Source organism: Candidatus Thiodiazotropha sp. AKAK3, assembly GCF_058244645.1.
Window position 1 is genome coordinate 36,904 of record NZ_JBSYOQ010000057.1, and the last position, 17,440, is coordinate 54,343.

General features: G+C 50.3%; 16 protein-coding genes. 5 read left to right on the forward strand and 11 right to left on the reverse strand.

Annotated elements, in window-relative coordinates; genetic code table 11:
• Positions 1-4: 4 nt before the first annotated feature.
• The 7 genes from AC4IE7_RS14405 to AC4IE7_RS14435 form a co-directional block, all read right to left on the reverse strand.
• Positions 5-274, reverse strand: a complete 270-nt coding sequence (locus AC4IE7_RS14405; protein ID WP_490777546.1) for an Lpp/OprI family alanine-zipper lipoprotein — start codon at positions 272-274, stop codon at positions 5-7.
• 414 nt (positions 275-688) lie between these two features.
• Entirely contained in the window at positions 689-2,374 is a 1,686-nt protein-coding gene (ggt, locus tag AC4IE7_RS14410; protein ID WP_490777573.1) for a gamma-glutamyltransferase, read from the reverse strand.
• Positions 2,375-2,378: 4 nt separating this feature from the next.
• On the reverse strand, positions 2,379-2,633 hold the full coding sequence (locus tag AC4IE7_RS14415; RefSeq protein WP_490777547.1) for a YfhL family 4Fe-4S dicluster ferredoxin: 255 nt from the start codon (positions 2,631-2,633) through the stop codon (positions 2,379-2,381).
• Positions 2,634-2,740: 107 nt separating this feature from the next.
• Positions 2,741-3,217 carry a pantetheine-phosphate adenylyltransferase gene (gene coaD / locus AC4IE7_RS14420; protein WP_490777548.1) on the reverse strand — a complete coding sequence of 159 codons (477 nt, stop codon included), beginning with the start codon at positions 3,215-3,217 and terminating at the stop codon, positions 2,741-2,743.
• Positions 3,218-3,336: 119 nt separating this feature from the next.
• Complete coding sequence (rsmD, locus tag AC4IE7_RS14425; protein WP_490777549.1) at positions 3,337-3,906, reverse strand: 16S rRNA (guanine(966)-N(2))-methyltransferase RsmD; 570 nt, start codon at positions 3,904-3,906, stop codon at positions 3,337-3,339.
• A gap of 58 nt (positions 3,907-3,964) precedes the next feature.
• Positions 3,965-5,308: a M16 family metallopeptidase gene (locus AC4IE7_RS14430; RefSeq protein ID WP_490777550.1), complete on the reverse strand. Its 1,344-nt coding sequence runs from the start codon at positions 5,306-5,308 to the stop codon at positions 3,965-3,967.
• Entirely contained in the window at positions 5,298-6,662 is a 1,365-nt protein-coding gene (locus AC4IE7_RS14435) for a M16 family metallopeptidase (RefSeq protein ID WP_490777551.1), read from the reverse strand. Before AC4IE7_RS14435 ends, AC4IE7_RS14430 begins: the two co-directional genes overlap by 11 nt.
• A 248-nt stretch (positions 6,663-6,910) precedes the next feature.
• Between AC4IE7_RS14435 and ftsY the strand changes: the two genes are divergently transcribed.
• The 5 genes from ftsY (at position 6,911) to AC4IE7_RS14460 (ending at position 13,876) form a co-directional block, all read left to right on the forward strand.
• Positions 6,911-7,912, forward strand: coding sequence for a signal recognition particle-docking protein FtsY (gene ftsY, locus AC4IE7_RS14440; RefSeq protein ID WP_490777552.1), 1,002 nt, complete (start codon positions 6,911-6,913; stop codon positions 7,910-7,912).
• On the forward strand, positions 7,909-8,592 hold the full coding sequence (gene ftsE / locus AC4IE7_RS14445; RefSeq protein ID WP_490777553.1) for a cell division ATP-binding protein FtsE: 684 nt from the start codon (positions 7,909-7,911) through the stop codon (positions 8,590-8,592). The genes ftsY and ftsE overlap by 4 nt, the downstream gene beginning before the upstream one ends.
• Positions 8,582-9,523: a permease-like cell division protein FtsX gene (gene ftsX, locus AC4IE7_RS14450; protein ID WP_490777554.1), complete on the forward strand. Its 942-nt coding sequence runs from the start codon at positions 8,582-8,584 to the stop codon at positions 9,521-9,523. Before ftsE ends, ftsX begins: the two co-directional genes overlap by 11 nt.
• Before the next feature lie 136 nt (positions 9,524-9,659).
• The gene (gene rpoH / locus AC4IE7_RS14455; protein WP_490777555.1) at positions 9,660-10,517 is read left to right on the forward strand and encodes an RNA polymerase sigma factor RpoH; all 858 of its coding nucleotides are present in this window, start codon (positions 9,660-9,662) and stop codon (positions 10,515-10,517) included.
• Between the two features lie 362 nt (positions 10,518-10,879).
• Complete coding sequence (locus AC4IE7_RS14460; protein ID WP_490777556.1) at positions 10,880-13,876, forward strand: bifunctional diguanylate cyclase/phosphodiesterase; 2,997 nt, start codon at positions 10,880-10,882, stop codon at positions 13,874-13,876.
• Positions 13,877-13,895: 19 nt separating this feature from the next.
• Here AC4IE7_RS14460 and bioD read toward each other — a convergent pair whose 3' ends face one another.
• From bioD to bioF, 4 genes are read right to left on the reverse strand one after another with little or no spacing between them, the layout of a single operon-like run.
• Positions 13,896-14,615 (reverse strand): dethiobiotin synthase, encoded by a 720-nt coding sequence (bioD, locus tag AC4IE7_RS14465; protein ID WP_490777557.1) that lies wholly within the window; start codon positions 14,613-14,615, stop codon positions 13,896-13,898.
• A gap of 13 nt (positions 14,616-14,628) precedes the next feature.
• Positions 14,629-15,507: a malonyl-ACP O-methyltransferase BioC gene (gene bioC, locus AC4IE7_RS14470; RefSeq protein ID WP_490777558.1), complete on the reverse strand. Its 879-nt coding sequence runs from the start codon at positions 15,505-15,507 to the stop codon at positions 14,629-14,631.
• Positions 15,504-16,274, reverse strand: coding sequence for a pimeloyl-ACP methyl ester esterase BioH (gene bioH, locus AC4IE7_RS14475; protein ID WP_490777559.1), 771 nt, complete (start codon positions 16,272-16,274; stop codon positions 15,504-15,506). Before bioH ends, bioC begins: the two co-directional genes overlap by 4 nt.
• Positions 16,271-17,431, reverse strand: coding sequence for an 8-amino-7-oxononanoate synthase (gene bioF, locus AC4IE7_RS14480; protein ID WP_490777560.1), 1,161 nt, complete (start codon positions 17,429-17,431; stop codon positions 16,271-16,273). Before bioF ends, bioH begins: the two co-directional genes overlap by 4 nt.
• Between the last annotated feature and the right edge of the window lie 9 nt (positions 17,432-17,440).

The window sequence follows — 17,440 nt, forward strand, 5'->3', positions numbered from 1 at the left end:
ACCTTTACTTGGCCATCGCTTTCTCAGACATACGACCGCAACGCTCGTTACAAGCTTCGGCAGTATCTTTGGCAGCATTCGCAGCTTTCATGGCAGCATCAGCTGTACCCTGAGCAGTGGCAGCGTCCAGTTGAGCCTCTTTCGCAGCTTTCATGGCAGCGTCTGCAGCAGCTTGAGCGTTTGCTACATCAGCTTCCAGGCTGCTATTGGTAGCACAACCTGCGAACAGACCAAGACTGAGAATCATAGCGGCAGTTTTGATGGTAGTTTTCATAATTACTCTCGATCTCTCTTGTGAGTTTTACATTGTGTGGCAGACGCTCCGTACCTTTCCAGCTGTTTTTGTCGATACAGAGTTTCCCAAATAGACCCTTTCCAGGTATCTCATGCGATAAACCCCAACCCTGGGGTTAAAACTATCAACGGCCTATTTGGGATGCTCCCAAAAACGAGGGCTTCGCCCTGTAATGCCCGATTAGTCTACTCCAACAAAGATTAGAGCGTACCCGATCGAGTAGAACATTGCGCAATCCGGCTCCCCACCGTTTAACAAGTATCTACAAATCCCAGACTGTAAAGAGCAGTAACATCTGGCACGGAAGCTTGATCCAAAAGTTAAACAAATTCAATGGCAAGATTCCAACTTTTAGAACTTTTTTGCAAATAATCACCGACTTTTAACGTTAATCTACTCGATTCTCGCCATCCCCACCCCTCTGGGATCACTTGCTGCTTCTACTTCACCGGTTTGTTTGTTCCACATAACCCCCTGCATATTGCCATACTTTCTCTGCAGGGATTTAAAGCTGTGGCCCATGGAAGTTAATTGCTTCAGCTGCTCTTCGGTGAAGGCATCCGATTCAAACTGCACCTGATCAGGTAGATACTGGTGATGGAATCGGGGGCGTTTGACCCAGCTATCCGGCCCTTTTCCCTCTGCCATCTCCAGGATCCCAAGCAGCACCATGGTGATGATGCGACTCCCCCCCGGCGTACCTAAAATGGCCACTCGCTGGTCATCTTCCACGAAGCTAGGACTCATGCTTGAGAGCATGCGCTTCCCACCTTCGATCGCATTTGCCTCGCCGCCGACAAGACCATAAACATTTGGCACACCCGGACTGGCAGAGAAATCGTCCATTTCATCATTCAACAGAACCCCTGTGCCTGGAACAACCACACCGGAACCAAAGGGGTAATTAATGCTCAATGTTGCCGATACCCGATTCCCTTGCCGATCCAGAATGGAAAAATGGGTAGTGTCCTGACCCTCCCCCTGTGCGGCTTTTTCACCCAGGACGCTTGGAGTGGCACGCTGCATATCAATCCCACGACTCAATCCCGTTGCATAAAGGGGATGGGTAAGGGTCGCAACCGGTACTTCAACAAAGTCAGTGTCTCCCAGATATTCAGCCCTATCGCGATAAGCCCGTCGCATCGCCTCAATCAACAGATGGTTTTTTTGCGGCTCCGGTAAGGCGGCATAGTCCATCTGATCGAGAATATTGAGAATAGTCAGGATCGCCACCCCCCCTGAAGAGGGTGGTGCAGCACTGGTGATTTTCAAGCCCCGATATGAGCCGGTGATCGGTTTACGCTCGATGACCTGATATTGGGACAGATCCTCCAGACTCCAGATTCCACCTGCCGCTTTAACCCCCTCTACCAGCTGTCGCGCCATCGCTCCCTGGTAAAAACCATCTCTCCCTTCATCTGCAAGCCTTTGCAGGGTATCTGCGAGCTCTGGCTGTTTTATCAGGTAACCTGCCGGTGGTATCTCCCCCTGGGACAAAAATTGTGCAGAGGAGGCAGGATAGGCCTGTAGTACAGGCAGACGCCACTTCACCATTTGCCGATAGAAGTCATCGACTTCAAAGCCTTTTCTGGCGATATCGATGGCAGGTTGAAGTAAAACTTCTAGTGGCAGTTTTCCATAGTGCTCTGCCAGATGAGCTAGGGCTGCTGGGGCCCCAGGAATAGCTGCAGCGAGTGCCCCGTCGATCGATTTGGAAGTGACAATTTCACCCGTTTCATCCAGATAGAGATCACGATGAGCCGCCAATGGCGCTTTTTCCCGACCATCTATCATGGTCTGATAACCATCGCTTGCGCGATGTAGTAACCAGAATCCCCCGCCTCCCAACCCCGAACTATAGGGTTCGACTACAGCCAACACCGCACTCACTGTAACTGCAGCATCGAAGGCATTGCCACCCAGGCGAAGGATTTTGTGACCCGCCTCGGTCGCGAGAGGATGAGCACTGGCTATCGCTGCATTTTGGGGGTTTTCTAATGCCCATGCCGAATTGATACAGAAAAGCAAAATAAAAAGGCTCCGCAAAGGAGCCTTAAACAATCCCGTGGCAAGCGCCATCGTTTTATTCGGATTCGCCAGTGATCTTGAGGTATTTGGCATACAGTACTTCATAACTCTCCTCATGTTCAGGATCTTTAGGAATACAGTCAACCGGGCAGACCTCAACACATTGTGAGGTTTCATAATGACCTACGCATTCCGTGCAAAGGTCAGCGTCAATTTCATAGATTTCATCACCCTGTGTGATCGCCCCATTGGGACATTCGGGTTCACAGACATCACAATTGATGCATTCATCGGTGATTAATAATGCCATTCGGTTCTCTCCTACTCGTTCGGATGTTTAGACTATTTCCCAAGGCTTGTTAACTCCAAATCAGCGTCCTAGATAACACTGTCAGAGTCACGGCGCCGAATTTTAGGCTAGCTATAGCGTTGACTCAATGCATTTTGTACATTGGCATGCACAAATTCAGAAACATCGCCCCCCAAGGCGGCAATCTCTCTGACCAATCCGGATGATATGAATGCAAATTGTTCGGCCGGGGTTAGAAATAAAGTCTCAATATCCGGTGCCAAACGGCGATTCATACCTGCCAATTGAAATTCATACTCGAAGTCTGAAACAGCACGTAACCCTCTAAGAATTACGTTTGCCTGACACTCATGCACAAAATCCACCAGCAGCGTGTCGAAAGCAAGAATCTCAACATTTTCGATCCCCCCCAGTACAGTTTGTGCCAGGGCAAGACGCTGTTCCAGATCAAATGCGGGGTTTTTCCCCGGATTTTTAGCCACTGCCAATATGACATGATCGAACAGTTCCGACGCCCTTCTTACAAGGTCGCTATGTCCGTTGGTAATGGGGTCAAAAGTTCCAGGGTATACGGCTTTAATCATATTTCACTAGCAATTAAACGGAATTATCATAGTAGCAGAAGCTTGAGTATTGAATGACAATTATCACATCAGCCATGGGGTTTCAGTTAAACCGGGCCTATCAACCCTGACTGCAAACCTCATCCAGGCAGTGGCGCACTGGCCAAGCCATATCGGACTTGCCCTGCCACCTTTTCCTTCAATAGCTGCCAACCTTCAGGTAGAACCGGTAATGTCCTGGAGGTCTCGTCTTCAAGATAGATCCGGGCATCGGCAGCCAGCCATCCCTGAGCCAGTTTCTGACACAGGGGACCAAGTAGATTAGCAGAGAAGGGGGGATCAAGAAAAACCACATCGAAGGGTGCAGGCTCCTGTTCCAACCATTGAAGCGCATCAGCTCTCACCACAGTGACTTGATTTAACTTTAAATTCCGCCGGTTCTCCTCCAATTGTCTAACCACCGCAGAGGCCGTATCCAGCATCACAACCTGACTGGCACCTCTTGAGGCGGCTTCCATTCCCAAGGAACCACTTCCGGCAAACAGATCCAGACATCTCGATCCCACGATTCTTGGTTGCAGCCAATTGAACAACGTCTCTCTAACTCGGTCCCCCGTCGGCCTAAGACCAGGAAGATCCGCAAAGGGAAGCCTCCTTCCCCTGTGTTCACCACCGATTATGCGAACTTGGCTTGCTACTTGATTGGACATCTACTCTTCTCTAATCATTTCTTGTTCAACCACTGTTGAGCACACTCAATAGAGCGGGCTAGGGCTTACCATCAGCCTGAGCCAATGGATTAGAGAATCTACCCACCTGCACCCGTACCAGACGCTCAGGGTCAACACGGCGTTGGAAGGCATCACGAATCTGTTCTTTGGTGACGGCTCTAATCTGTTCAACAAAAACATCGAGATAGTCCAAAGGTAGTTCGTAGAAACCGATTACAGCAAGATACTCCACAATCTTTCCGTTGGAGGCTATTCGCAAAGGGAATCCACCGGTGATATTCTGTTTAGCCGCTTTCAACTCCTCTTCTGTCGGCCCTTCTGAGATATAACGCGACAGGGTATTTTTCGCCACTTCCAATGCTTCCTCAGCCTGTTCATTTTTCGTCTGCAGACCGAGCTGGAAGAGACCGAGCTGACGCATTGGCAGGAAGTAGCTGTATACACTATAGCTCAGCCCACGTTTCTCCCTCACCTCTTCACTCAGTAGTGAGACCAAACCGCTGCCGCCGAGAATGTGATTACCGACATAGAGGGAGAAGTAGTCCTTATCACCCCGTTTCAAACCAGGCTGACCTAGATAGAGGTGGGATTGAGTAGATGGAAAGGGTATCTGTTTAACAATCTCCTTTTCCATTGATTTTACCGGGGGAAGCGGGGGAGTGTGTTCTCCAGCCGGCAGACCACGCATCACCTCTTCTGCAAGCACAGCCGCAAGATCCCGTTCCACTGCCCCAACAATCGCAATCAGTCCGTTTCGAGCCACATAGAGTCGTCGATGTGTCTGCTGAATATCTTCACGGGTTATCGATTCAACCGATGCTTTAGTGCCCGATGGATCTGCAGCATAGGGGTGGTCACCATACACCAGCTGGTAGAGCTGCTTTTTACCAATACTCCCCGGAGACTGCTCATCCCTGATCAACCCAGCCAGTATTGATTGGCGCTCTCGGGCAATGTCATCTGCTGAAAATCGGGGTTTGACCAGTATTGCAGACAGGGTTTCGAGGGTCAGATCGAGCACTTCAGGATCAGTCAAAGACCTCACAGAGACCCAAGCCATATCCCTTAATGAGCCTGATTCCAGTTGTGAACCCACCCCTTCCAGGCGCTCAGCTATCTGCTGGGCACTCCAATCTCCTGCTCCTTCTGTCAAAAGCGTATTGGTGAAAGAGGTTATTCCCGGTTTATCCCCATCTCTTGCGCTGCCGGCATCGAATACCACCCTGATATCAACCATGGGTATTTCAGGTGCATGAACATAGAGTACCTTTGCACCATTCGAGGTCTCCCATGTCTCGATATTGGGAGAAGCCGCAAGCAGCCCTGAAAACAGCGTCAATGCAGATAGAATAAAAAGACGAATCACTGATTTAGTGGGCATGGCGGCCTCCTGCTATAGACTGCTTCATATCACTCTCATCCATTGGCAGAGGCTCAAGCACTGCAACAGTTAAATTATCATCAACCAGATACTTTTCAGCGACCTGCTTGACCTGTTCGGCGGTTACAGCCTTCAGATGATCGACATACTCATCGGCCAATCGCCAATCAAGCCCGACAGTCTCAAGTTGGCCGATCAGCATGGCCTGGTAGAAGACCGAGTCCTTCTCGAAAACCTTGGAGGCTATGATCTGATTGCGCACTCTGGCCATCTCCTCCTCGGTGACCAACTCTCTCTTGAACCGATCAAGCTCTTTGATGATTGCTGTTTCAACCGTCTCAACTGAAACACCTGTCTTAGGAACTGCATCAAGGATAAGCATGCTTGGAAGTCGCGAAAAAGCGCTGTAGCGGGTATCCACCGAGACCGCCAATTGACTGCCCCGTATCAGATTGCTCGCCAGTCGTGCGCTGGCTCCACCATCGAGAATGTAGGTCAACATCTCAAGCGCATAGGGTTCCCACTCCTGCTCGGCTTTACCAATTACTGGCGTTTTAAATCCCATCACCATATAGGGTTGTCGGGCTGGCACCTTCAGTGCTAATCGTTTTACCCCTCGCTGGACTGGTTCATCTCGTGGTTTGGTCATGGAGATCGGCTCAGGCTTGAGCACACCGAAATATTGCTCAGCCAATTTAATCACCTGATCGGGATCCACATCCCCGACCACCACCAGTGTCGCATTGTTGGGTGCATACCATTTACGGTACCAAACCTGTAGATCTTCCACCTGCAATGCATCCAGATCAGACATCCATCCGATTACTGGGATGCGATAAGGGGATGCCTGGTAGGCACCAGTAAGAAAAAGTTCGTAGGTCAGAGACTGAGGCTTGTCTTCAGTACGCATACGGCGCTCTTCTTTGACCACCTCAACCTCTTTTTTAAACTCTTCTGCTGGCAGTAACAGGTTCCTCATCCGGTCGGCCTCCAGCTCGAAGGAGACTTCCAGCCGATCACTCGCCATGGTCTGGTAATAAGCTGTGTAGTCCCTGCCGGTAAAGGCATTCTCATCCCCACCATTCGCTGCAACGATGCGGGAAAACTGTCCAGGGGGATGATTCTCAGTGCCTTTGAACATCATATGCTCAAGAACATGCGAGACGCCGGTAATGCCACCATGCTCATAGCTTGAGCCAACCTTGTACCACACCTGGGATACCGCAATCGGTGCTCGTCTATCCTGCTTCACAATCACCTTCATTCCATTTTCCAGCTGGTGTTCCACAACTTCGGCCTGGGCAGTGCCCAAGGCAAACAGAAACAGGGTCATTACCGTCATCAATCTTTGCATCAAGATCTTCCTTTTTTATCGTTCACGATTCAGCTGGAGCTTTACATATTCCTGTCTCAATCCCGTAACTGGAACAGAGCGAGAAATACTGGCACTTTATCAATGGCCCAGAGGCGCTGTAGAATAGCGCCGGCGACAATCCGATGGCATTGTTTCAGAGGCTCTGAGGATTGTCCAAAAAGCTCCAGGTAAAACTATGAACCTGGGATCAGAGCAGAGTTCCAATCACCCTCTTGGTAATCCCCAATATGTTCGGTTTTGGTAAACGAAAGAAGTCAGCGTCAGAAGCGCCAGCAGAGAAGCCCGCAGTTGAAGAAAAACGTGGCCTCTTCTCCCGTCTGCAGGAGAGACTGACCCGTACCCGTCACAATTTAACCGATGGGCTGGCAAATCTGGTGATGGGTCGCAAGACCATTGATGAGTCATTGCTGGAAGAGTTGGAGACCCTGCTGATTACCGCCGACGTTGGAGTAGAGGCAACCAGCAGAATCATAGATGACCTGACTGATCGGGTAAAACGAAAATCCCTGAACGACCCTGAAGCCCTGACCCAGATCCTCAAACAACATCTGCTGGAGATTCTGCAGAGTTGCGATACACCAGTCAAAGAGCACCAGAATGGCAAGCCTTTGGTGATGATCATGGTGGGGATTAACGGTGCGGGGAAAACCACGACCATCGGCAAACTGGCTCGAAAATTCCAACTCGACGGGGAGACCGTAATGCTTGCTGCCGGCGACACTTTTCGGGCAGCTGCCGTGGAACAGTTGCAAACCTGGGGTGAGCGCAATGAGATTCAGGTTATCGCCCAACATACCGGTGCCGATGCCGCCTCGGTAGTCTTTGATGCCCTACAGGCAGCCACTGCACGACAAATCGATGTGCTGATTGCGGATACAGCGGGTCGCCTGCATACTAAAGCCAACCTCATGGAGGAGTTGGCTAAAATCACACGCGTGATGAAGAAAATAGACCCGGACGCCCCCCATGAAGTACTGCTTGTGGTGGATGCCGGCACAGGACAAAATGCAGTCAATCAGGCGATGCATTTCAATGAATCAGTGGGACTGACCGGGCTGGTCATTACCAAACTGGACGGAACCGCCAAAGGCGGTGTGGTCTTCGCCATAGCAGATAAGGTCAAGGTTCCGATAAGGTTTATCGGCGTCGGCGAGTCTATTGAAGACCTGCGGGAATTTGAGCCAAAGGAGTTTGTCGACGCTCTGTTTGAGAGAGACGCTACAAGTTGATCCATTTCGACAATGTCAGCAAGCGCTACCCTGGTGGCCACACCGGGTTAAGCAATATCAATCTGCGTATTGAAGCAGAAGAGGTGGTCTTTCTGACTGGACATTCAGGTGCCGGTAAAAGCACCTTACTGAAACTGATTGGTCTACTGGAACGCTCAAGTGGTGGGCAGGTCCATGTCAATGGCCGCAATTTGACCCGACTCAAGAATCGCCAGATCCCCTTTCACCGACGGGAGGTGGGGATGATTTTCCAGGATCATCGCCTGCTGCATGACCGTACTGTATTTGACAATGTAGCTCTACCCCTGGTGGTTGCTGGTTTGGGACATAAAGAGATCGGCAGGAGGGTTCGTGCTGCCCTGGATAAGGTCGGCTTACTGCATAAAGAGAAAAATGCCCCTGTAACACTCTCCGGTGGAGAGCAGCAGCGTGTTGGCATAGCAAGAGCCGTAGTCAGTAAACCCCCCCTGGTGTTGGCGGATGAGCCCACAGGTAATCTGGACCCAGACCTCTCCAGAGAGATCATGGATCTGTTTATGCAATTCAACCAGGTCGGTGTGACCCTGTTGATCGCCTCTCATGATCTGGCATTGATCAGTGGCATGAATAAACGCATGCTGACCCTGACCAACGGCGCGTTGAGTAACGACACCAAGCAGGAGTTCAGGGATGTCACTTAGCAGACTGCTCGCACTCCCTGGAATCTGGTTACAGAGACACGCCCAGGTCTCCCTATTCAGCCTTGGTCGACTGTTCGCTAACCGTGTCTCCACATTGATGACCTGTGCCGTTATTGGTATTGCGCTCGCCTTGCCTGTCGGTCTGCATGTGATGCTGAGTAATCTGCAGGGAATCAGTGGTGGATGGGATAGCGGAGCAAGCATATCTCTGTTTCTGAAACAAAATATTACAGACACTCAGGCAATTTCACTGGCTGAGAAACTTCGCCAGCATGGACGCATTGAGCAGGTTGAAATGATCAGCCGAGGATCTGCACTGGAAGAGTTTCAGAGTCTCAGCGGCTATGCAGACGCGTTGGAAGCGCTCGACAGCAATCCACTACCCAATCTGCTGGTAATTCAACCGCAAGCGAAATACACCACAGCAGAGACCGCACAACAACTGGTTCAGGAGCTACGCTTGTTACCAGAGGCTGACATAGTGCAACTCGACCTGCAGTGGGTTAGGCGGTTACAGGCCATTACAGTCATAGCGCAACGCGCTGTGGTTGTACTCGCTGGGCTACTCAGCATGGCGGTGCTGCTGATTGTAGGAAATACCATCCGGCTGGAGATTCAAAACCGTAGAACCGAGATTGAGATAACCAAGCTGATTGGTGCAACCAACGCCTTCATCCGTCGTCCATTTCTCTATACCGGGTTCTGGTATGGACTGTTCGGTGGTTTGATCGCCTGGATACTGGTGGCCCTGGCAATCATTCTGCTGAGTGGCCCAATCGCCAAACTGGCTCAGCTCTATCAGAGTTCGTTCGATCTGAGTTCGCTGGATTTTATGACCGTGCTCGTGCTCTTGAGTGGCAGCTCCCTGCTTGGCTTAGCCGGCTCCTGGTTAGCTGTAGGGCGTCATTTGAGCGCAATCGAACCCAGCTAACACACTGATATCAGTAATAATAAACCACTTTTTTCCTATTGAACTTTCCCTCTGCTCACTGGTCAGAAACTACAGTTGGCACTCCTCACACGAGAGTGCTAATATTCACTATAGAAGAAATCTGGGGTAATTTTGCATGAGTAAAGAGATCGCACTGGCCACCATGCCAACTGGTAGTATGGATACTTATATCAGCGCAGCCTTTCAGTTGCCGATGCTGAGTGCCGAAGAGGAACACAGTCTCGCAGTAAGACTGCGTGACCAAAAGGACCTGAAAGCGGCTCAAGCTCTGATCACCTCCCACATTCGCTTTGTAGTACGTGTCGCCAGAAATTACAGTGGCTACGGACTGGCTCTGCCCGACTTGATTCAAGAGGGCACAGTCGGGTTGATGAAGGCGGTCAAGCGCTTTGACCCCGACATGGGCGTACGCCTGGTCTCCTTTGCCGTACATTGGATCAAGGCAGAAATTCATGAGTACATCCTGAAGAACTGGCGTATCGTCAAAGTAGCAACCACCAAGGCCCAGCGAAAACTCTTTTTCAATCTTCGCAGCTCGAAAAAGCGCTTGGGTTGGTTTTCCAAGGAAGAGGTCGACAACGTCGCCCAGGATCTCGGGGTCAAACCTGAGACCGTCATGGAAATGGAATCAAGACTTTCAGGTCAGGATATCGCTTTCGACGGCCCCTCCCAGGACGACGAAGAACAGATCACCCCCGCCCCCGCAGGATATCTTAGCGATATGCGCATGGAACCAGCATCCGTGCTGGAAACTGCGGACAGTGAGACTCAGATGAAAAAGAGCCTGATGTCAGCGTTGCAGGATCTGGATCAGAGAAGTCGTCAGATTTTAGAGGCACGATGGTTAGGAGAGCAGAAATCGACTCTGCATGAATTGGCAGAAGAGTTTCAGGTTTCAGCTGAACGAATACGCCAAATAGAGAAAAGTGCAATGAAAAAGCTGAAGCTGCAACTTGCCAGCCAAGCTAGTTAAATTAGCTCTTCAAGCTGAACTGACTGCATAAAAGTCCTCTCATTCCCACACACTTCTAAAGCTACCTCACCCCTGGCCGACATATGCAGTCAGGGGTTACCTATTGTCTGACTATAATGCCGATGGAATTCCCTGACTTTTTTAAACGGTCTGGTGGCTAACTCCCAATATAAAATACCGCTGCCGGAAGACCATTCAGGACATAGATTCCTGGGAAATTACGCAGGGCGCAATGGAATTTAAAGAGTTTACAATTAGAACGAGATTCACAGCCCACCTTGCTGTAACCTTTCAACACATACGCTAACCATGTTGGCCAAGGAGAAGCAATCGAAAGCAAAATACGGATTTGCCTTACACTTATGTTCTCTTACCTGAATTCCCCGCTAAAACTGATCACCGCCTCGGTTATGTTCTGTCTGGTTGCATTGACCATAGCAGAGATGTCTGGTGTGTTCGAAGATGCTGAATTTGCAGAGGAGAGAGCGTGGCAACACTACTCTGAATCACTTGCAGTCAAACTATACCCATCCGTATCATCAAATAACCATTCAACACTGACCAGGATCCTTAGCAACGCTCTGGCAGATAATCCTCAAGCAATTTCCGCAACGGTAGAAACCCTAACTGGAGAGAAGCTTGAGTTTAAGGCACCCAAACATAATCGTCAGCCTGACTTTTCAATCCCGGATTCATCTCACGCGCTGCATGTGCCGATTGGTTTCGGTAGCAAAGTCGCCGGAACACTATCAATAGAGTTTTTAGATGGCACAACTGAAGAGGCTTGGTCGTTTATAGAGATATCTATTTTAAGCCTGTGGGTTCTTCTGGCTTCACTGATCCTGTTGCTCGCTTACACCGAAAGCCAAAGGCAGGGACTCACAGCAAGATCAATCATCCCTGAACGGGTGCGAGCTGCTTTCAATGCCCTCTCTGAAGGGCTACTGATTCTTGATGAACGACACAGAATCATTCTTGCCAACGACTCTTTCTGCCAAAAAGTTGATCGAAATTTAAAAGCCCTGGCTGATATCGACGCTGACCTATTGCCATGGAAACACAGGGAGGGAACAGATAACCCAAGGAACCTCCCCTGGCATATCAGTCTGAATAATTGTGAACGGGTCACAGGGGTCCCGATACGCCTTGCGCTGAATGACGGAAGCGAAAGAGCTTTTTCAGTAAACAGCGCGCCGATCTTTGACCACAATGGACAGATCAAGGGAGCACTCACCACCTTCGATGACATGACTGAGTTGGAGAAGTCCTATCGGCAACTCAAGTCGGCTCTTTTGAAACTACGCGTCTCTGAGAAGGCGTTGCGAAATAAAACAGTTGAGCTGGAATTTCTGGCGACCAGAGACTCTCTCACAGGTTGCCTCAACAGAAGAGCGTTCTTTAAAAAATTCGATCACCTTTTCTCTATTGCCAAAACCCAAAACAGATCCCTCGTTTTTATAATGGTGGATATTGATCGTTTTAAATTCATAAACGACCACTACGGACATGCCAACGGCGATAAAGTAATCAAATACGTCTCAGAAATTCTAAGTACAAATTCGCGACCCGAGGATGTTGTCGGCCGATACGGTGGAGATGAATTTGCGCTTGTCCTCCCAGATGCATTGATGGATGAAGCCCTCGCTATAGCCGAACGTTTGAGAATGGACATTCAGCAAAAGTGCCACACCTTGTTTACCAACCCCCAAACCGTCACTACCAGTATTGGGTTGGCTGGACTGGAAGAGGAAGTAGAGGACTCCATGTTGTTGATCAACAATGCTGATTGTGCACTCTATGAGGCCAAACAGCAGGGCCGCAACTGTATTATCCAGTGGAATCCCGAACTCAGACACTCAGCACATAAGAGCAAGGATAACCCAGCCAATATAGTTTCCGACTCCGAATGGCGGGAGATGGATGAATCTGAGCGCCATCTGAGAACCGAAATACTTCGACTTGAGGATGTAATAGGCCATCTCGAATCTGAACTCGAATTTAACCGGCAGGAGATGAAACGAAGGGAAGGCAGGGATGAACTCACCGGACTGCCTAACCGATACATATTCAACGACAGGATAGGTCAGGAACTGGCCCGGAGTGAACGTAACCACAAGTTGACCGCCATCATATCCATTGATATCGACAGTTTTTCACGAATCAATGAAGCACTGGGCGTCTCAACCGGCGATCAGATTCTTAAACTGACAGCCGAGCGTCTCATTATCTCCCTCAGAAAGACTGACACCATTGCCGTGGTCGATGAGCAGAGTGAGTACGACTTACCCAATATTTCTCGTATCAACAAAGATGAGTTTGCCCTGGTTCTCAGTGATGTTGAGGATGTGAAATCGGTTACCTGGGTAGCCCATCGCATCTTGAGCCAGCTCAAAAAACCAATGCATGTAGATGATCAGGAACTATTCATCTCATTCAGTATGGGGGTTGCACTCTATCCTCATGATGACGAGACACCGGATGAATTGCTGCATAAGGCGGCTACCGCCAGACGTGCAGCCAAAAGTGATGCTGGTAGCAACCCTGTTCGCTTCTTCTCAAGGGAGATAAACCGCAAAGCCTTTCATAGCATCTGGCTTGAAACCCAGCTGAACAAAGCGATCTTTCATCAGCAGTTCGAGTTGGTCTATCAGCCAAAAATCAACATACTTACTGGACGCATCGTCGGCATTGAGGCTCTCGCCCGCTGGCCCCATCCAAAAGTTGGTTACATTCCTCCGGATGAGTTTATTCCTATTGCGGAACAGACCGGAAGGATCAACAAATTAGGACTCTGGGCATTCAAGAAAGCCTGTACCGATATGCGTCGCTGGCACAAAATGGGGTTTGAGGATCTCTCTCTCAGCGTCAATTTATCCGCCGTGCAGCTGCGCGACGATGCCCTGGCAGAAAAATTTCTGCGGGTCTGCGAGAAACGAAAAATCCCCCCATCAAAAATCGAACTTGAAATTACAGAAAGCACCCTGATAAAGAACTTTGAACACAGCCAGAGCGTAATGTCCGATCTGCACGATGCCGGTATAAATTTTGCGCTCGATGATTTTGGTAAAGGATTCTCTTCATTGAACTATCTTCAGAATCTTCCGATCAGGACCATTAAGATCGATCGGACTTTTCTAAATAACACACTCCCCAACAAACAAACGCAAACCATAGTCGCCGCTATCATTTCAATGGCAAAGAGCCTTGATCTGAAAATAGTGGCGGAAGGCGTTGAAACTGAGGCTCAGCGCAATTTTCTGGAACAACACGAATGTGATGAGATTCAGGGAACCCTCTTCAGCCCACCAGTCACAGCAGATGAAGTGGCTACTCTGTTAAAGAAGGTCAACGGCAGGTGATCTGCCTCAAAAGATTATCCTAAAAGTTGGACAGAGTGAAGTGTGCGTTTGTGGTGGTGCCGGGCATGGCATACAGATCATCACTGAGGTACTTGGCTATCGCCTCTGCTTGCGGATTGGAAAGATAGGGAATTTCACCAAGACATGGCGCAGGTAACCAGGCTCTCAGCGTCGCCAGATTCTCATCCAATGCGGACATCTCTGGATCAACTTGATTCGCCACCCAGCCAGCAAAAGTCACCCCCGCATTGAGCATACACTCTGCTGTCATCAGTGCATGATTAAGACACCCCAGACGCATCCCGACGACCATTACTACCGGTAGCGCCAACCCCCGGGCAAGGTCAGCAAGGGTATCCTGCTCCCCTAAGGGTACATGCCACCCCCCAACGCCCTCAACCACTACACGATCAGCCCGATTCTGCAGAGCTCGATACCCCTCTAGGATCACTTCGAGATCGATAGGATTTGCCGCTTGTGATGCAGCCAGATGGGGGGCTATGGGAGGCTGGTATGCAAAGGGATTGACGCTCTCATAGGGTAGCTCGAGACTTGATTGTGCCTGAATTCGCAAGGCATCTTCATTACGCAACCCATCCTGGGTTTTATCTGCTCCTGAGGCGATTGGTTTCATACCCAATACAATGTTCCCCTGTCGCTGAAGCTTTTGCATCAACCCAAGAGTCACCTCTGTTTTTCCGCACCCGGTATCTGTACCGGTAATAAATAGACCGACCATATTTAACTGCGTCCTAGGACCTGTTAACAGGCCCTAATTGTATTTGATCCAGAGGAATGGCGGTCACCCCATCGACCCTGGGTTGTGACGGAGCCCAGGCATGACCGTAGACCACTTCGTAGCTGGCAGGTAGTTTACTCTCCACCCGCAGCTTCTCATAAGCCTCGATCATAGCGCGCATACGACCCTTACCAGTCAACCCCTTCGGTCGTTGAGCAGTCACATTATGTGCGCCGAGCGTTTTCAGATCGCGCATCAGTGAGGGCACGTCATCATAACTCAGACAGATTCGATCTACATCCACTACTGGTTCCGCAAAGCCTACCTGAACCATGGCATCCCCAACATCATGCATATCTGTGAATGGTGAAACATGACTATTTCCATCTACGGCAGACCAACTCGCCCGCAGCTCTTTCAGCGTACCGGGGCCAAAAGTTGAAAAAAGCAACATCCCGTTCGGTCGTAGCACGCGCAGAAACTCCGCCATGGTTCCCTGTAGATCGTTACACCATTGCAGGGCGACATTCGAGAAGATCATATCGACCGACTGGTTGGCCAGGGGTAGCTGTTCAGCATCACCACAAATACATCGGGGACGGCGAAACCAACGTCCTCGTTTGCGCGCCTGCTGCAGCATTGGAAAAGCAAAATCTAGAGCAATGATCTGAGCTTTATTGTAGTGTTTGCCGAGCGCTTGAGTTGCATCACCAGTCCCCGCCCCCACATCAACAACCAGCTCAGGTTGATGACGAATATAGCTGAGACGCTCTATCATTCTGCTGGCAATCTCCCGCTGCAATTCAGCGACCTCATCATAATGTGAAGCGGCACGGGAGAATGCGGCACGGGCCTGACGTTTGTCTATCCTTGAGGATGCAGCAGTGGTCACGCCATAGCCTCCAGGCTATCAAGTACCAGTTTTTCTGTCTCTCCGGGGTGGGACAGAAAAGGTGTATGGGCAGCCTTTTCGATAATATGTATCGCCGCATTTGGCAGCCATTGCTGCAGGATCTCAGAGGCTTTGGCGGGCGCGAGACTGTCCCTCCCACCATAGATCCAGCTCATCGGACAGGTAATTTCCACGAGTCGCTGTCGAAGATCGCACTGTTTTAGCAACTCAAGCCCAGCGTGTAGTGCTTGCGGATTGGGATCTGGACGCTCCTGTAATTTCAACTTGAGTCCTCGCAGCACCTCCACAGCAAGATCACTGCCCAACATTTGCAAGGCCAGAAAACGTTCCAGTGCCCGAGTCATATCATCCCCCATCAACTCAATGAATTGATTCAGGGTTCTCAGTGCCATTGCATGGGGCCACTCTTCACTCTTAACGAATTTCGGCATGCCAGCAATAAGCACAGCCCCCCTGACCCTCTCTGGGGCATTAAGAACCGCCTGCAAAGTCACCATAGAGCCGAGAGACCAGCCAATCCAGGCAGCCCTGTCCGGTGCAACCTCCAGGCAGGCATTCGCCCAGGCATCTATACTCTGCTGACCGTCATAGGGGCTTAATCCATGTCCAGGCAGGTCGATCAATGTCACACGGTAACTACGGCCCAGATGCCGGGCAAAATCATGCCATACAACGGAGTTCATACCCCACCCATGCAGCATCACCAGCGTATCACCGCTACCGAATGTTTCTACCCCCAGCTTCATCTCTGCTTCATCGATAAGTTGTCCAAGGCATCCAGCAATCTATCGAGCTGACGCTCAGTATGGTTGGCACTGAAAGTAAGGCGCAGTCTTGCACGCCCCTCAGGTACAGTAGGTGGACGAATTGCACTGACTAAAATGCCCTTTTCCTGCAGCGCCATGCTCCAACTTAAAGCCTGATCTGCACTACCAGCCAGGATCGGTTGAATCGGTGTATCCGATGCCATCAGCGGCAAACCAATCTGCTCGGCTGCCAGTCTGAAACGCGCCACCAGTTTTACCAGTCTCTCGCGTCTCCAGTTCTCTTGTTGGGCGATACGCAGACTGACACGGGTCGCCTCTGCAATGGCCGACGGCATCGCAGTGGTATAGATATAGCTGCGTGATTGTTGTATCAGTGTTTCAATCAAATCATCACTACCAGCAACGAAGGCTCCGAAAGTGCCAAAACCTTTACCCAGAGTCCCCATCAGGATAGGTGCTTCGTCGATACTCAGGCCAAAGTGACTCAAGGTACCTCTACCCTGCTCCCCCAACACACCTAATCCGTGGGCATCATCAACCATCAACCAGCTATTATGATGCCGGGCAATTCTCGCCAGCTCAGGCAGTGGCGCCAGATCCCCATCCATGCTGAACACACCATCTGTAGCAATCAGTCGATGCTCTGCTTCACAGAGCTTGATCTGGCGTTCAAGACTCTCGGAATCAGCATGCTGAAAGCGCTTTACCTTCGCCTGACTGAGCTGGCCTGCGTCCACCAGAGAGGCGTGATTCAGACGATCCTCCAGAAGACAATCACCTCGTCCCAACAGCGCGGTGATCACACCCAAATTTGCCATATAACCTGTTGAGAACAGCAAGGCTCTTGGACGACCGGTAAATTCTGCCAGCTCCTCTTCCAGAGCATGATGGATAGCTGTATGACCGTTGATCAAATGGGCAGCACCACTACCAACACCATATTCACTCGCTGCCTGCTGTAGTGCACTGATCAACTCAGGATGGTTTGCCAGACCAAGATAGTCGTTACTGCAAAACACCAACATGGGTCGACCGTCGACGACCATCTCTGTCTGCTGAGGCGATGAGACAACTTTACGCTCTCGATAGAGTCGGGCATCGCGCCGACGCGAAAGCTCTTCTGACAATCTGTTCATATCACTCTA

What these genes read in the sequence shown, in the direction of transcription:
- AC4IE7_RS14405 (WP_490777546.1), bottom strand. Translation starts at nt 274, where the DNA reads ATGAAAACTACCATCAAAACTGCCGCTATGATTCTCAGTCTTGGTCTG.
- ggt (WP_490777573.1), bottom strand. Translation starts at nt 2,374, where the DNA reads ATGGCGCTTGCCACGGGATTGTTTAAGGCTCCTTTGCGGAGCCTTTTT.
- AC4IE7_RS14415 (WP_490777547.1), bottom strand. Translation starts at nt 2,633, where the DNA reads ATGGCATTATTAATCACCGATGAATGCATCAATTGTGATGTCTGTGAA.
- coaD (WP_490777548.1), bottom strand. Translation starts at nt 3,217, where the DNA reads ATGATTAAAGCCGTATACCCTGGAACTTTTGACCCCATTACCAACGGA.
- rsmD (WP_490777549.1), bottom strand. Translation starts at nt 3,906, where the DNA reads ATGTCCAATCAAGTAGCAAGCCAAGTTCGCATAATCGGTGGTGAACAC.
- AC4IE7_RS14430 (WP_490777550.1), bottom strand. Translation starts at nt 5,308, where the DNA reads ATGCCCACTAAATCAGTGATTCGTCTTTTTATTCTATCTGCATTGACG.
- AC4IE7_RS14435 (WP_490777551.1), bottom strand. Translation starts at nt 6,662, where the DNA reads ATGCAAAGATTGATGACGGTAATGACCCTGTTTCTGTTTGCCTTGGGC.
- ftsY (WP_490777552.1), top strand. Translation starts at nt 6,911, where the DNA reads ATGTTCGGTTTTGGTAAACGAAAGAAGTCAGCGTCAGAAGCGCCAGCA.
- ftsX (WP_490777554.1), top strand. Translation starts at nt 8,582, where the DNA reads ATGTCACTTAGCAGACTGCTCGCACTCCCTGGAATCTGGTTACAGAGA.
- rpoH (WP_490777555.1), top strand. Translation starts at nt 9,660, where the DNA reads ATGAGTAAAGAGATCGCACTGGCCACCATGCCAACTGGTAGTATGGAT.
- AC4IE7_RS14460 (WP_490777556.1), top strand. Translation starts at nt 10,880, where the DNA reads ATGTTCTCTTACCTGAATTCCCCGCTAAAACTGATCACCGCCTCGGTT.
- bioD (WP_490777557.1), bottom strand. Translation starts at nt 14,615, where the DNA reads ATGGTCGGTCTATTTATTACCGGTACAGATACCGGGTGCGGAAAAACA.
- bioH (WP_490777559.1), bottom strand. Translation starts at nt 16,274, where the DNA reads ATGAAGCTGGGGGTAGAAACATTCGGTAGCGGTGATACGCTGGTGATG.
- bioF (WP_490777560.1), bottom strand. Translation starts at nt 17,431, where the DNA reads ATGAACAGATTGTCAGAAGAGCTTTCGCGTCGGCGCGATGCCCGACTC.